12 protein-coding genes are annotated in these 15,101 nt (G+C 66.7%); 4 read left to right on the plus strand and 8 right to left on the minus strand.

Annotated features, from left to right (window positions below; all coding sequences use genetic code 11):
* Positions 1-10: 10 nt before the first annotated feature.
* The 5 genes from AB0B25_RS00250 to AB0B25_RS00270 form a co-directional block, all read right to left on the minus strand.
* Positions 11-937, minus strand: coding sequence for a decaprenyl-phosphate phosphoribosyltransferase (locus AB0B25_RS00250; RefSeq protein WP_357172400.1), 927 nt, complete (start codon positions 935-937; stop codon positions 11-13).
* A gap of 1 nt (position 938) precedes the next feature.
* Positions 939-1,499 (minus strand): phosphatase PAP2 family protein, encoded by a 561-nt coding sequence (locus tag AB0B25_RS00255; RefSeq protein ID WP_357173226.1) that lies wholly within the window; start codon positions 1,497-1,499, stop codon positions 939-941.
* A gap of 74 nt (positions 1,500-1,573) precedes the next feature.
* Complete coding sequence (locus AB0B25_RS00260) at positions 1,574-3,514, minus strand: glycosyltransferase (protein ID WP_357172403.1); 1,941 nt, start codon at positions 3,512-3,514, stop codon at positions 1,574-1,576.
* A 155-nt stretch (positions 3,515-3,669) separates the two neighbouring features.
* Positions 3,670-4,899 (minus strand): UDP-galactopyranose mutase, encoded by a 1,230-nt coding sequence (gene glf / locus AB0B25_RS00265; RefSeq protein WP_357172406.1) that lies wholly within the window; start codon positions 4,897-4,899, stop codon positions 3,670-3,672.
* Between the two features lie 567 nt (positions 4,900-5,466).
* Positions 5,467-6,240, minus strand: a complete 774-nt coding sequence (locus tag AB0B25_RS00270; RefSeq protein WP_357172409.1) for an SDR family oxidoreductase — start codon at positions 6,238-6,240, stop codon at positions 5,467-5,469.
* Between the two features lie 82 nt (positions 6,241-6,322).
* Here AB0B25_RS00270 and AB0B25_RS00275 point away from each other — a divergent pair, with 82 nt between their 5' ends.
* Positions 6,323-6,940, plus strand: coding sequence for a TetR/AcrR family transcriptional regulator (locus AB0B25_RS00275; protein ID WP_357172412.1), 618 nt, complete (start codon positions 6,323-6,325; stop codon positions 6,938-6,940).
* A gap of 73 nt (positions 6,941-7,013) precedes the next feature.
* On the opposite strand, the gene AB0B25_RS00280 is transcribed toward AB0B25_RS00275, so the two are convergent.
* Both AB0B25_RS00280 and AB0B25_RS00285 read right to left on the minus strand, forming a co-directional pair.
* On the minus strand, positions 7,014-7,778 hold the full coding sequence (locus AB0B25_RS00280; RefSeq protein WP_357172415.1) for a MerR family transcriptional regulator: 765 nt from the start codon (positions 7,776-7,778) through the stop codon (positions 7,014-7,016).
* A 431-nt stretch (positions 7,779-8,209) separates the two neighbouring features.
* Positions 8,210-9,580, minus strand: coding sequence for a SpoIID/LytB domain-containing protein (locus AB0B25_RS00285; protein WP_357172418.1), 1,371 nt, complete (start codon positions 9,578-9,580; stop codon positions 8,210-8,212).
* Between the two features lie 191 nt (positions 9,581-9,771).
* Between AB0B25_RS00285 and AB0B25_RS00290 the strand changes: the two genes are divergently transcribed.
* Positions 9,772-12,030: an N-acetylmuramoyl-L-alanine amidase gene (locus tag AB0B25_RS00290; RefSeq protein WP_357172421.1), complete on the plus strand. Its 2,259-nt coding sequence runs from the start codon at positions 9,772-9,774 to the stop codon at positions 12,028-12,030.
* A 109-nt stretch (positions 12,031-12,139) separates the two neighbouring features.
* On the opposite strand, the gene AB0B25_RS00295 is transcribed toward AB0B25_RS00290, so the two are convergent.
* Positions 12,140-12,961, minus strand: coding sequence for an HAD family hydrolase (locus AB0B25_RS00295; RefSeq protein ID WP_357173229.1), 822 nt, complete (start codon positions 12,959-12,961; stop codon positions 12,140-12,142).
* A gap of 171 nt (positions 12,962-13,132) precedes the next feature.
* On the opposite strand from AB0B25_RS00295, the gene AB0B25_RS00300 reads away from it, so the two are divergent.
* Together AB0B25_RS00300 and AB0B25_RS00305 are read left to right on the plus strand one after the other, a co-directional pair.
* A complete protein-coding gene (locus AB0B25_RS00300; RefSeq protein WP_357172424.1) occupies positions 13,133-14,110 on the plus strand; it encodes an ABC transporter permease in 978 nt (325 codons plus the stop codon).
* 67 nt (positions 14,111-14,177) lie between these two features.
* The gene (locus tag AB0B25_RS00305; protein ID WP_357172427.1) at positions 14,178-15,101 is read left to right on the plus strand and encodes an ABC transporter permease; all 924 of its coding nucleotides are present in this window, start codon (positions 14,178-14,180) and stop codon (positions 15,099-15,101) included.

The following is a 15,101-nucleotide window of genomic DNA, read 5'->3' on the forward strand; positions in this document are numbered from 1 at the left end:
CAGTGTCTCGTCAGGTGAGGTAGACAGCGACACCTACCGCTCCGATCCAGGCGATTGCGAGGAACTGGAGGATTCGGTCCCCCAGGGCGATCTCTTCGGGCTCACCGGCCCCGCCGCCGTCGACGTCGACCGCGTAACGCAGGATCGCGATGGTGAACGGGACCATCGAGATCGCGAACCAGTTGGTTTCTTTGATGCTGTCCTGTTGGAACGCCCACAGCCCGTAGAACACTACGACCGCCGTCGCGGCCAGGGTCCAGATGAAGCGCAGGTAGGTGGGCGTGTAGTACTCCAGCGACTTGCGGATCTTGGCGCCGGTACCCAGTGCGATCTGCAGTTCCGCATAGCGTTTGCCGGCCGCCATGAACAGCGAGCCGAAGGCCATGATCAGCAGGAACCACTGCGAGAGTTCGATATTCGCGGCGGCGCCACCGGCCACGGCGCGCAAGAGGAATCCGGACGACACGATGCAGATGTCCAGCACGGCTTGGTGCTTGAGACCGAAGCAGTAGGCCAGCTGTATGCCGATGTAGACGGCCATGACGACCGACAGATGCCACGACGCGAGCAACGACCCGGCGATCGACCCGGCCAGCAGCACTGCGGCGAGCAGGTAGGCCAGATTCACCGGGACGACGCCCGCGGCGATCGGCCGGAACCGCTTGGTCGGATGCGCCCGGTCGGCCTCCACGTCGAGCGCGTCGTTGACCAGATAGATCCCCGAAGCCGCCATACAGAACACCACGAAGGCGATGCCGACCGGCGCGAGCACGTCCACGTTCGTGGCCGTGCCCGCCGCCAGCGGCGCGGCCAGCACCAGGACGTTCTTCACCCATTGCCGGGGCCGAACAGCCTTGAACAAACCGCCTGCCAGCGTCTTGGGCGGCCCCTTGACGACGGCCTCGGCCAGGTCGGCGCCGGTCGGCTCTTCACTCATGTCAACCAAGGCTCTTTCTTGTGCGGTCACTACCAAGTCTCTTTTCGGCGGCGAGCAGGGCGGCGGCGGACGCGGCGCCGAGCGCGGAACCGGCGAGCACGTCAGAGGGATAGTGCACCCCGAGAACCACCCGGGAAAGCAGCATCGGGGGAACGAGCACCGCAGGCAAGGGTAGCCCGGTCAATCTGCCGAGCAACACGGCCGCCGCCGTGGTCGAGGTCGCGTGCGAGGACGGGAAGCTCAATTTGCTCGGCGTACTGACGTTGACCTGCACCGACGGGTCGTTCGGGCGAGGCCGCCGGACGATGCGCTTGATCACGATCGAGGCCGCGTGCGCCCCGACTGCGCCGACCGCGACCCCGGCCCACTGCCTGCGCCGCGGCTTGTCCACCAACCACCCCGCGGCGGCGATTCCGACCCATCCGAGCGCGTGCTCGCCGAAGTGCGACATGCCGCGGGCCGCGGAGACCACGGCGGGCTTGTCGCCGAGTGCGGCCTGCACGGCGTTGATGACGGCGACCTCGGGCGGCGCCGGTCTGTCCGCCGCCGGTTCCGCGGACACCGGTCCGCCATGGCCGTTCGCGCTCTGCGGCGGCCGGGCCACCGCCGCGTCGTCGGCCGCGCTCGCTCCGAGGCTCACTGCTGCCCGCCCTTCGTGTCGTCGCCGATACCGAATACTTTCTCCCATGCCTGCGTGCTGGTCAGCCGCGGGTGGGCGGCGCGGTAGCGCTGCTGCATCTCCGGGAAGCGGGCGGCCAGCTCCTTGCGCAACCGCATGGCCTCCTTGAACAGTCCGAGCGCTTGGCGCGGATCCCGCTTGCGATAGACCACGCCGCGGCCGTCGGCGGTGGTCACGGTGACGCCGTCGACCTGCGAGAGCAGGAACCAGCGCGCGTCCAGCGTGGGCACGTTCAGCTGCGGGGTCTGGTGGTGTTCGGTGTCCGCGGGACGGACGTTGTGCACCAGGCCCTTCACCAGCCGAACCACCTTGGCCAGCGGGTTGGCCGGCTCGCCGACCGCACCGAGGCCGATGTGACTGGCCAGCGGCAGTTCGGTGGACGAGGGCAGGATCACCGCGTCCGGGTACTGCTTGCGCAGTTCGTGCACCGCGCCCAGCGCACTCGGCAACAGCTGGAACAGTCGCTCGGGGCCCGCCAGGAAGTCGCGGATCGCCAAGTTCTGGATCGCGACCGTCGAATACTCCAAACAGAGCAGGTGCTTCAAAGTCGCCTTGATCGTGTTGACGACCATGGCGCGCCCGTTACCCGGCAGGTGCAGCGAGGCGACCACCAAGCGGTTGCGCAGGTGGAAGTACGCCTGCCAGTCGATGGCGTCGTCTTTGTCGCTCCAGGCCATGTGCCATACGGCGGCACCGGGCAAAGTGACGGTCGGGTAGCCGGCGGCACGAGCGCGCAGGCCGTACTCGGCGTCGTCCCATTTCAGGAACAGGGGAAGCGGCTGGCCGAGTTCTTCGGCGACCCGGCGCGGGATGACGCAGGTCCACCAGCCGTTGAAATCGACGTCGATCCGCCGGTGCAACAGCTTCGAATTGTCCCGGTCCTTGAGCGGGTATTTCGAGAAATCGTGGTCGTACTCGACATTCGGCGCCGCGGTCCACATGAAGATGCCGCGGTCCACCACCTCGCCCATGACATGCAGGTGGGAACGCTCCTGCAGATTGAGCATCTGGCCGCCGACCAGCACCGGAGACTTCGCGAACCGGGCGAAGGCCAGCGAACGCAGGATCGAATCGGGCTCGATCTCGATGTCGTCGTCCATGTAGACGATGTATTCGGCGTCGGTGGTCTTCAGCGCCTCGTACATCACCCGGCTGTAGCCACCGGAACCACCGAGGTTGGGCTGGTTGTAGATGGCCAGTCGATCCCCGAGCGCCGCGGAGGACTCCGCGAAGCCCGGCTCGTCGACCACCTTCCTGGTGCCCTGGTCCGGAATGATGACGGCCTTGATCTTCGCCAGCACCAGCGGATCCGAGCCGAGCGCAGCGAGGGTTTTCACCGCGTCGGTGGGCCGGTTGAAGGTGGGCATGCCGACCGCGATGCTTCCCTCGCCCGGCGCCTCGACCGGTGCGTACCAGCCGCCGGACAGCAGCGTGACCGCGGTGTCGGTGGTGATGTCGAACCAGATCCAGCCGCCGTCCTCGAACGGGCCGAGATCGGTCTCGAACTCCACGGCCGCCGAGTCGGTGCCCGCCGCGACCGCGAACTCCTTGCCCTGCACGTGGATGCGCGAACCGTCGGCCTTGGACCGATAGATGTCCACCCGGCCGTGACCGGCCAGCTCCAGCCGCAGCACCACCGACTGCAGGATGCTCCAGCGCCGCCAGTAACTCGCGGGCAGCGCGTTGAAGTAGGTGCAGAACGAGACCTCGGACTCCGCACCGATCGACAGCGAGGTGCGGGTGGCGGCGTGCGCCCGACGAGCGTTGGTCGCCGACTCCTCGACGTAGAGCGTGCGCACGTCCAGCGGTTCACCCGGCCGAGGCAGGATGATGCGCTGCAGCAGAGATTTCGCGCGGGTTTCGATGGTCATGTTTTCCAAGATGGATTGGGAGGTCATTCTGCTCCTGCGTTGTTGCGCGACACGCGGCCCCGGACGGCGACGGTGGATGTGCGGCGCTCACGGGCCCGCACGTGACTACGCTCCGCTGTCGCTTTCGGGCCCGCCGCCGCCGGCGCCGGGTCGATGAGCGAGGCTCGGCGGGTACGGCTCACCTACGCCTCCTGGTCGTCGACGAGCGGCGCTCCGTCTTCCAGATACGGCCGCAGCACATTGTCGAACGTGCTCAGCGCGCTGCCGATCGCCATGTGCATATCCAGGTACTTGTATGTGCCGAGGCGTCCGCCGAAAACGACCTTCGCCGTCGTGGTCTCCTGCTTGGCAAGTTCCCGGTAGGCCAGCAGCTTGGCACGGTCTTCCGGGGTGTTGATCGGATAGTACGGTTCGTCGCCGGTCTTCGCGAAGCGGGAGTACTCGCGCATGATCACGGTCTTCTCGGTGGGATAGTCGCGCTCGGGATGGAAATGGCGCGGCTCGATGATGCGGGTGTAGGGCACGTCCGCGTCGTTGTAGTTCACCACCGAAGTGCCCTGGAAGTCGCCGGTCGGCAGCACCTCGGTCTCGAAATCGATGGTCCGCCAGCCCAGCTCGCCCTCGCGGTAGTCGAAGTACCGGTCCAGCGGGCCGGTGTAGACGACCGGCGCATCCGGGTTCTCGGCGCGCAGCTGGTCGCGCACCTCGAACCAGTCGGTGTTCAACCGCACCTCGATCAGGTCGGAAGCCGCCATGTTCTCCAGCCACTTCGTGTAGCCCTCGCGGGGCAGGCCCTCGTAGGTGTCGTTGAAGTAGCGGTTGTCGAAGGTGTAGCGAACGGGAAGACGGGTGATGTTGCCCGCGGGCAGTTCCTTCGGGTCGGTCTGCCACTGCTTGGCGGTGTAGTCGCGCACGAAAGCCTCGTACAGCGGGCGGCCGATCAGCGAAATGGCCTTTTCCTCGAGGTTCTGCGCGTCCTTGGTCTCGATTTCCGACGCCTGCTCGGCGATCAGCTCGCGCGCCTCGGCCGGACTGAAGTAGCGGCCGAAGAACTGGGAGACCAAACCGAGCCCCATCGGGAACTGGTAGGCCTGCCCCTTGTGCATCGCGAAGACTCGATGCTGGTACCCGGTGAACTCGGTGAATTGGGTGACGTAATCCCACACCCGCTTGTTCGAGGTGTGGAACAGATGCGCGCCGTACTTGTGGATCTCGATCCCGGTTTCCGGATCCGGCTCCGAATAGGCGTTACCACCGATATGGTCGCGGCGGTCGATCACTAGAACACGTCTGCCCAGCACAGTGGCGGTGCGTTCGGCAACGGTCAGCCCGAAGAATCCGGAGCCGACGACGATCAGATCGAACTGTGAGGCGGAATTGACGGAGTTACCCGGGGACGATGCGACGGTCACGGGAGCCCAGCGTATCGGAAGTCGCCGCCGCGTCCCGGTGGAGTCGGGACCTGGGCTGGGCAACGAGGCTCCGGCACGTGGTCTGCCATCGGGGCCATCCAAGTTTCGCCGGATGTTTGCCGGAATCCTACCGGGCCGCAATGACGCCACTGTTCACTGCCTGGCCGAACCGACGGCGGATGCCGGTCCGATGCCGAACTTCGCCCTGCGTGACCCGCGTAGTTCGCCGGCCGTCGGGGCGGGCACGCGGCGTGCGATCGGTACGGACCCAGTCGTAGTGTCAGCCCGCACATCGGCGTCGCGGCGAGCCAGGTCGCGGCACAAAGACCGGCGCCATCGCCCGCTGGGGACGATCGACTCGATCGTGGATACGCAGGTGCGAGGATAGGCGCTGTGTCGTTCCGTTCTATGCCTGGCCATGACCGGGCCGAGTCCGTAGCGGCTCGATCTTCTCGATCGCATCATCGATCTGTGCCGCGAGGGAAGGTCCGCGAGCTGGCGCCGGCTTCGATGCCGCCTGCTCGGACGGGTGGACAACGCGGGATGCTCCTGCCCGAGGACGGAGGTTCACAGCCCAGAACCGCCCGTCGCGTCGATCACCCGACCGGTGACCCAGCGTGCGTCGTCGGAGGCGAGGAAAGCCACGATGTCAGCCACGTCGTCGGGCTGTCCGACCCGGCCCAGCGCGGCCATGGCCGCCGCATGGGCTTCGGCCTGCGGATCGCCGCGTAGCCAGCTTGCGTTGACGTCGGTGTCGATGATGCCGGGTGCCACCGAGTTCGCGGTAATGCCTCGGGGACCCAATTCCTTGGCAAGGTTGAGGGTGAAGGTGTCGAGTGCGCCTTTGGTCGCACCGTAGGCGATGATCTCCGGCATGGCGAGGCGCGCCGCGCCGCTGGAGATGTTGATGATCCGTCCTCCGTCGCGTAGCCGCCGCAGCCCTTGCTGCACGATGAAGAACGGTGCGCGAACGTTCACAGCGAAGACCTCGTCGAAGCTGTCCTCGGTCAGCGACGCCAGATCGGAGCTACGGCCGATGCCGGCGTTGTTGACGATGATGTCGACGACTCCGCCAGGGGTGTATTCGTCGGCGTGGACGTCGAAAGCCGCCCACAGGGCGGCCGCGTCACCGTGGCTCCCCAACTCCGCGTGTAAGGCGAAGGCCCGGCCGCCGTCCTTGCCGATGCGCTCGACGACCTCCTTCGCCGCTGTCTCGTCACGGGCGTAGGCGACGGCGACAGTGGCGCCGTCGCGGCCGAGACGTTGCGCGATGGCCCGGCCTATGCCGCGACTGCCGCCAGTGACCAGTGCGATCTTTCCCTCGAGTGCGCGCGCGCCCATGTCGACACCCCTCCAATTGTTGAACGATTACTCAACAAAGAACATAGCATTCTTTCTTGAGTGAGCGCTCTAAAATGAAGGAGTGACCGAGACACGCGCGAAGCGAGGGCGGCCGAGGACCTTCGACCGCACCGCGGCCCTGGCAGCAGCCACCCACCTGTTCTGGGAGCGTGGATACGAGGCCACCTCTGTCGGCGAGCTGACCTCGGCGATGGGCATCAGGCCCGGCAGTCTGTACGCAGCCTTCGGGGACAAGAAGTCCCTGTTCAAGGAAGTAGTGCACAGCTACGGGCGTTCACCGGTGGGCGCCTTCATGAGCGTTGCCCTCGAGGAGGAACCCACCGCCTACGCCGCGTTCACCCGCATCCTGCGTGAGGCAGCGGTCATCTATCCCGACCCCGCTCACCCAGCCGGGTGCCTGACGATCAGCGCGGCCACCAATGTCACCCCGCAAGACGCCGAGGTGAAGGCGTTCCTGAGCAACCTACGCAACGAGAACCTGGACGTCTTCGAAGCACGTCTTCGGACGGCGCAGCAGGCTGGCGAGCTATCCGACGCCGCCGACCCCCATGCGCTGGCCGCGTACTTCGCCACGGTCATCCAGGGCATGTCGCAGCGCGCCCGCGACGGGGCCGCGGCAGCCGAACTGACCGAAACCGCAGAACTGGCCATGACCGCATGGCCCACGACACGACCCTGATCCCATACGCCGACCTGTCATCTCCCCTACTCCGCCACACTGAACGGCAAGATCACGAACTACAGCCGGAGTACTAGAGACGACGCTGGGCGTAGACCTTCATCGCGTCACGCACGAACTCGGCGGTTCCCGTGCCGTGCACGTCGTAATTAGTCGCGAAACGCGGGTCGGCGACGTACATCTCGCCCAGCCCGACAAAAGCTTGCTTCACCACCGTGCGCCCCTGCCAGCCGATGCCGATCCAGTCATAGTGGCGCTGGACAATCGCCTGCACCTCGTCACTGTCGAGCGCGAGCCCGGCAGCGCGAGCCCGGCCGTAGTCGGCGGCGATGTCGAGATGGGTCTGCTGGAACGCCTTCTTGTTCGTCTCGGATACCGAGCGCCACCAGCGGTCGCCGCGTTCGTAGGCCTCCTTGCCCCAGCGTTCGATCACCTCGTCCTTGAACTCGGTGTGGTCGAAGCCGTCGAAAACTTCTGCTGCCATGAGTTGTTCACCTCTCTCCGTCTTGTGCAGCGTGGTGTGTACCGACTCGATCCGGCGCCGGATCCGATCCTGTTCCTGCCGAAGCAGTTCCAGGTGCGTGCGCAGCGCGGCGGTGGTGTCCTGCTCGCCGGCAAGGACTTCGGCAATGACCGGAAGACCGAGGCCGAGTTCCCGCAACAGCAGGATGCGTTGCAGCCGCACCAGGGAGCCCTGGTCGTAGTAGCGGTACCCGTTGGCGCCGATCCGGCTGGGCGGCAGCAGCCCGAGCTGCCCGTAGTGGCGCAGGGTGCGGCTGGTGGTAGCGGCCGCCTTCGCCAGATCCGAAATGGACCACTCCCCGGTGCCCCTGGTCATGACCGTGTTCTCCCTTCTTGTCTCGTCGATGTACCCAGCATGCAAGTTGACGCAACGTCAAGGTCAACCCGGGATTTTGCCCTGTTGATGTCACGTGGGGCCTCGACTGACTGCTGACGGGCGCTGGCAATCCCACCGCGCGAACAACTGGCGCCCCTGCCGCACCTCGTCCACCACTGACGACAGGCCAGTGCCTGGTCGGCGGCAACATCGCGCCTCGGCATTGCCGTAACGAACACCATCACCGCGCCTCGATCGACCCACGATCGCGCAAGCTGGTGAAAGACACCGTCGGCGGCGCTGCCACGCCACCGGATACCTATTGTCACACAGCGGAAATGGCAAGATCAGCAACTCGACGAGCGCCCACGGCCGCGATGCCGCGCCGCGTCACCGCGGAGGCCGGCGGACGGCACTCCCACGGTGTCCGATCATCTGGGCGATACGGCAGCATGCGGAGCTGAATCAGTCGACGGAACCACACCAACGCCACCCGAACCACCCGGCGGAACCGGCACCACGCCAGCAGGCGGCGCACCAGTGCCGGAGGGAGCTACCTGGGCTCCCATGGGGTCCGGTACCAGTTGCAGCAGTGTCGTGAAGTCGACGACCCGTGCGCCGAGCGTGGGCGTCGCAACGATGACGCCGTTGGTGTACATCCGGTAGATTCCCGCGTTCTGCGGCAAGATCATCTGCGGACCGATCGGCTCACCGACGGCGCTGCGCGCGCCGCCGATCCGGCGATATTCGGCGTCTATCACCGATTCGGCAACCGAGGTCTGCTTGCTCGGCTCCTCGGGCGCTGTGGTGCGTAGTTCGCTCGGCGCCGGACCGACGTCGAAGGTCTGGATGTCCGCGGGTGCACCACCATCGGGTGCCGCGGAGTATTCCGACCGCAGAATTCGCCCGTCGCGCAACAGCACGGCGCCCGCCGTGGCGGCGACTGCCGCCGACGCTCGTGGATCCTCGCTCGCAGTGCCGGGATACATCTGACACTCGGTGGTGTCGCAGGTCTGCGCGTACGGGTACCGGTGCTCGGCGAGGGCATAGGAGCGGGCGGCGATCGCCTGCGCCTGCAGGGCCTCGGCCCCGCCCTCGTCCGCCCAGTCCGCCTGCACCTCAGCCGGGACGACTCCGAGCAGATAGTCTTCGACATCCACCTGGTTGATGGTGCGAATCGCGCCGTCCTCGATGGCCACACCGAGCGCACCGCGATAGGACGGCCCGCCACACAGCGTGAGATGTTCCGCGGCGGGTCGATGGGGGCCGGTGTCGAGCGGGTAGGCCCACGGGTCGTCGGTCGCGGTCTGCCACAGCACCTCGCCCGCACAGCCTGCCGTCACGACCACGCTCGCGCGACCGTCGGGCAGCGGTGTCAGATGCGCGACCTGACCTGGCGTGACCGCGCGCCCCGCCACCCGCAGACCGGCGTCGGCATACGTGTCCAGGGACGAATCGTCCCGCTCCATGAGCCGGACTCGCAGGGCTGTCGGCGCGATGGCGCCCAGATCCGCGCCCGGGTAGTAGTGCGCAAGGATTCGTTGCGCCAGCCAACCGTCCTGCGCGTTCTCGAACGCGCCGACCTGGCTCATACCGCGGCCGTGCCCCCAATCGGACACGGTGCGATAGAACGTGTCACCACGCTCGCCGCACAGCGTTGACACGGCGCTTGCCAGCAACAGGGTCCCGGCGACGACGAGATGGACCGGCCGCACGGTGCGGGCCGATCGGAAACGCGCCCGCCGCCACTGCGTCGGTAGCGGGCGTCTGGGCTGCTCATTCCGATTACGCGTGCGTCGCATCCGTTCACTCCCACTTTTCCGGGATCGGACGATCCGATGCCGGTCGGCATGTCGTACCGGCCGTTCGCAATACGAGAGTTACATTCGAGCAATCAGGTAATCCTCAACATGAGATTTAGACATGTGGCATTTGTGACCATTGTGATCGTTGATACGTCAAGAAGCAAGGAACGCGGCCCTGGATTTCGCTCATGTTCACCGGTTCGATTCGAATGGAGATGCTCGTGCGGCACCGCAAACCGAAACGTTCCTACGTGCTCCCCGTTGTCACCACTCTCGCGGTGGCGGCCCCGCTCGCCACGCTCAGCGATTCGACCGACTACCGCGCCGTCACCGAAACCGGCCTGGCCGCGGTACCCGCCCGACTCGCCGAGGTAGTGCTCGATACCGCGCCGGACATCGTGCTGCCGCTTCGCGACCTGACCGGACTCGACCTGCCCGATCTACGCCTTTCCGATCTGCGCATGCTGCCGATTCCCGCGTCCATTCCCGTTCCGGAAGGACTGCCGCTGCCGCCCGGCGTACAACTCCCCAAAGAAATTCCGTTACCCGATCTGAATTTCGACCAAACCTCCGATCAGAAACAAACTCCAGGTCGGCCGGACAACGGCCAGAATTCGACCGCACAGGCGATTCCCGGACGTGCCCCGGGCAGCGTCCGCTTCATCGCCGACCCGTCCCGCCTCCCGGCGGACACCACGCCCGATACCCCTGCGTTGTCACCCGGCGCCGTGCCTCCCGAATTGATGAGCCAAGTCGGCGCACAGGTGAAAGAGCTCTCCCGCGACACCCCGTTCAGCATGGTCGCGCTCACCGCCCGGGAGTTGGGGGACACCGTGGCCACGATCCGCGCACGTCGACCCGACGGCACCTGGGGTCCGTGGTTCGCCGCCGATCCGGTCGACACCGACCGCACCGACCGCTCCGGCAAAGGCGCCATCACCGGCACCGAGCCGATCTATGTCGGCAGCACGAATGCGGTGCAGGTACTGGTGACTCGCAAACAAGCCGCGTCGCACGCACCCACCGGCGCCGCGGCGCCGGTGGCGCAATCCGTACCGAGCTCGGACGACCCGGCGCAGCAGCCCGCCGACGAGCTGACCGCCGTCCTCATCGATCCGGGCCGGGGCGCCCTCGACGGCTCGCTCCATGACGTCGCCGCCGCGCTGCCCGGTGGGCCGAGTGTGATCACCCGCGATCAGTGGGGCGCCGACGAATCGATCCGCTGCGACGAGCCGACCTACGACGACGATCTGGGTGGCGTCACCGTGCACCACACCGCGGGGCGCAACGACTACAGCAAGTCCGAATCCGCGGGTATCGTCCGCGCGATCTACACCTATCACGCGAAAACACTCGGCTGGTGCGATATCGGCTACAACGCGCTGGTCGACAAGTACGGCCAGATCTTCGAGGGCCGCTTCGGCGGCCTGGATCGTCCGGTCCAGGGCGCGCACGCGGGCGGATTCAACGAGAACACCTCCGGCGTCGCGCTGATGGGCAATTACGAATCCGAGGCGCCGACGAACGAGTCGATCACCGCGATCGGCAAGTTCGTCGGTTGGCGCACCAAGACCGCCGGGCTGGATCCCAAGGGCTACACCACGATGTACTCCGAGGGCACCTCGTTCACCCCTTACGCCGAGGGTGAAGCGGTGCGGCTGCCGATCGTCTTCGCGCATCGTGACGTCGGCAACACCACCTGCCCGGGAGACGCCGCCTATGCCCTGATGGACCGGATCCGCGGCATCGCCGCGGGCGCCCCGGGCACCCCCGGTCCGAACAGCTCTCAGCTCTCGCCACGCACCGAGTCCGACCTGGCGACCATCGCCACGCTCACCGCGAAGCTCCTGACCATGGTGCACGACAACATCATCGCCAGGTACTGGTCGAATACGGGCGGCCCCGACGGACCACTCGGCGCCGCGCAGTCGGATGTGCTGCCCGCGGCACAGGGTCAGCAGTACGCCAAGTTCTCCCACGGCTACGTCTACACCGTGCCGGACGGAGAGGTCGTCGAGGTGCTCGGCATCATCCTCGACCGCTTCCTCCAACTCGGCGCCGACACGGGTGTCCTCGGCCTCCCGGTGAAGAACGCCTACCAGGTCCCGAACGGTATGCGAGCCGACTTCCAGAACGGCTCGCTGATTCTCAACCAACCCACCGGGATCGTGACGACGGTCTGGAAGACCTACAACGACACCTACCGACAGGAGATGGACCACTACCGGAATGGTGCAGCCGCAGCCCCTGCGCCCGCCGACGACTCGGTTGCGGACGGTTCCCGAGCGACCCCCAGCCCACAGGGCGCCCCTGCCCCGCCGATCAGCCCGGCTCCGGATCGCGGCCAGACACCGGATGACATTCAGACAACCCCCGATATCGCCCCTGCGGATACTCCGGCCACCGATGGCGGCGCTGCCGCCGCCGCGCAGGCCTCGTCGCCGTAGCCGCAGAGCTGGGTCACTCGAACCAGTACCGCACCAACCACTTCGGAGCCCGCCCCGCGCGGGCTCCGATTTCGTTGTCGGCGGAACCTGCCCGGCTCGGGTGAAACGCTCAGATCCACCAGCGCTCGAGAACCCGGGCTACGCCGTCGTCGGCGTTCGATTCGGCGATCTCGTCGGCGGCGGCGAGAGCTTCGGAGTGGGCATTACGCATCGCGACACCGTGACCCGCCATGGTGAGCATCGGGACGTCGTTGGGCATGTCGCCGAACGCGACGATGGTGGCCGGCTCCACGCCGAGTCGCTGGGCGACCACCGCGAGGCCGGATGCCTTGCTGATGCCGGGTGCGGACAGTTCGATCAGCCCGTGCTCGGTCGAGTAGGTGAGGTCGGCGCGCGCACCGATCAACGGTGCCAGCACCGTCCGCATGTCGGAACTGCGCGCACCGGGAAGCCGGACCAGCATTTTGATCGCGGGTGCGTCGATGACCTCCTCGCGGGCGACGGAGGTGTCGTCCGGGTTGAGCCAGGCGTGCTCGTACTGCGGCGAACTGACGAACTGCGGGGTCACCGCGTCGTGCGCGCGCTCGCCGACCCGTTCGGCCGCGAGACCGCAGCCGGGCAGCGCCCGCTCCACCACGTCGGCGAGCCAGCTGAGGGTCGCCACGTCCAGCGTCGTGCTGGTCAGCACCCGATCGGTGGCGCTGTCGTAGACCACCGCACCGTTGCCGCACACGCACAACGGTGCGTATCCCAGCCCCTCGACCACCGGATCGATCCATCGCGGCGGGCGGCCCGTGGCCAGTACGAACGGCACCTCGTCGGCGATCAGCGCCGCCACCGCAGCCTTGGTCCGCGCGCTGACCCGCTCGTCATGGTCGATGAGCGTGCCATCCACATCGGTGGCCACCATCTTCGGCTTGGGCAGGTGCAAGAACGTCACCTATTCCATCCTGCCCGACGCCGCCTGCCTACCGCCCGGCCCGTCGCCGGATCGGGATGGGACATGCCCGGACACCGCGAGCCACGCGTGTACGCACACACATCCTTATGATCGGGGACTAATACCTACGCTGGCCCGCCCAGCCGAAAGACCAGAGGACTGATGACCGGCTTCCTGCTACGACGCGCGCTGAACTATGTCGTGCTGTTGCTGCTGGCTTCGTTCCTGACGTTCAGTCTGGCGTCCCTGACGTTCCGCCCGCTGGACAGTCTCGAACAGCGCAACCCGCGACCGCCGCAGGCAGTGATCGACGCCAAGGCCGAGGAGCTGCATCTCAACGATCCGATTCCGCAGCGGTACCTCACCTGGATCAAGGGCATCCCGCACGGCGACTTCGGCACCACGCTGGCCGGCCAGCCGGTGAGCCGCGAACTGCCGCGCCGGGTCGCGGTGAGTCTGCGTCTGCTGATCATCGGTTCGCTGGTCGGCACGGTACTCGGCGTCCTGATCGGCGCGGCGGGGGCGATCCGGCAATACCGGTTCAGCGACTACTTCACAACGGTGGTGTCACTACTGGTCCTGAGCACGCCGGTATTCCTACTCGCCACCCTGCTGAAATACGGTGCGCTGGAGATCAATTCGCTGACCGGCTCGCAGATATTCCTCTACACCGGCGAGACATCGGCAAACACGATCGACGGGTTCTGGCCGCAACTGCTCGACCGCATCCAACACCTGATCCTGCCCACCGCGGGCCTCGCGCTCGGCGGCATGGCCGGCTACAGCCGCTACCAGCGCAACGCCATGCTCGACGTGCTGCAGAGCGATTTCATCCGCACCGCCCGCGCCAAGGGCCTGACCCGCAACAAGGCGCTCTACAAGCACGGCCTGCGGACCGCTCTGATCCCGATGGCGACGCTGTTCGCCTACAGCCTCGGCGGCCTGATCACCGGCGCGACGTTCACCGAGAAGATCTTCGGCTGGCACGGTGTCGGCGAATGGCTGGTCGACTCGATCAACGCCCAGGATCTCTACGTCGTGGTGACGGTGACCGCGTTCGCGGGCCTGGTCGTCTTGGTCTCGGGCCTGCTCTCCGACATCGTGTACGCCATCCTCGACCCGAGGGTGCGGGTGGGATGAGCGACACGCCCGTAGGAGCTGGCCCACGTAACCACGCCGGGCCCACGAATCCCGTCCCGGGGGCAACATGACCGAAGCCGAAATCATCGTCCAAGGCGCGCCGGAGGTCACCGCGACCGGGCGACGCAAGCTGGTGTGGCGGCGTTTCCTGCGCAACAAACCCGCCATCGCGGGCGCGCTGGTCCTGATCGCACTGTTCGTCGCGAGTTTCGCGCTCCCACCGCTGCTGCCCTACGACTATCAGCAGCTGGATTACACCGCGCTGCTCAAACCACCGAGCGTCGAACATCCCTTCGGCACCACCCAGATCGGCCAGGACGTGCTCGCGCAGACCTTGCGCGGGCTGCAGAAGTCGTTGGTGATCGGACTCTGCGTCGCCCTGTTCTCCACTACCATCGCGGCGACCGCCGGCTCGGTGGCCGGCTTGCTCGGCGGCTGGACCGACCGCGCCATCATGTGGTTGGTCGACCTGCTGCTCGTAGTCCCGAGCTTCATCGTCATCGCGCTGTTCGCGCCGCGCACCAAAGGCAGCGGATCCATTCTGCTGCTGATCGTCCTGTTGTCCTGCTTCGGCTGGATGATCTCCGCGCGGATCGTGCGCGGCTTGACCCTGAGCCTGCGTGATCGCGAGTTCGTCCGGGCCGCACGGTACATGGGCGCACCGACCCGCGTGGTGATCCTGAGCCACGTCCTGCCGAACATCGCCTCGATCCTGATCATCGACACCACGCTCACCGTCGGCTCGGCGATCATGGCCGAAACCGGACTGAGTTTCCTCGGTTTCGGCGTGCAGCCACCGGACGTATCGCTCGGCTCGCTGATCGCGGCAGGCACCAAATCGGCACTGACCTACCCGTGGCTGTTCCTGTTCGCAGGTGGTCTGCTGATTGTCACGGTGCTGTGCGCGAATCTGGTGGGTGACGGCCTGCGCGACGCGTTCGATCCCGGCGCCAAGCGGGCGCGGTCGAAGAAGAAGAAGGCGCACGCATGA

Source organism: Nocardia sp. NPDC049190, assembly GCF_040648115.1.
Classification (GTDB): domain Bacteria; phylum Actinomycetota; class Actinomycetes; order Mycobacteriales; family Mycobacteriaceae; genus Nocardia.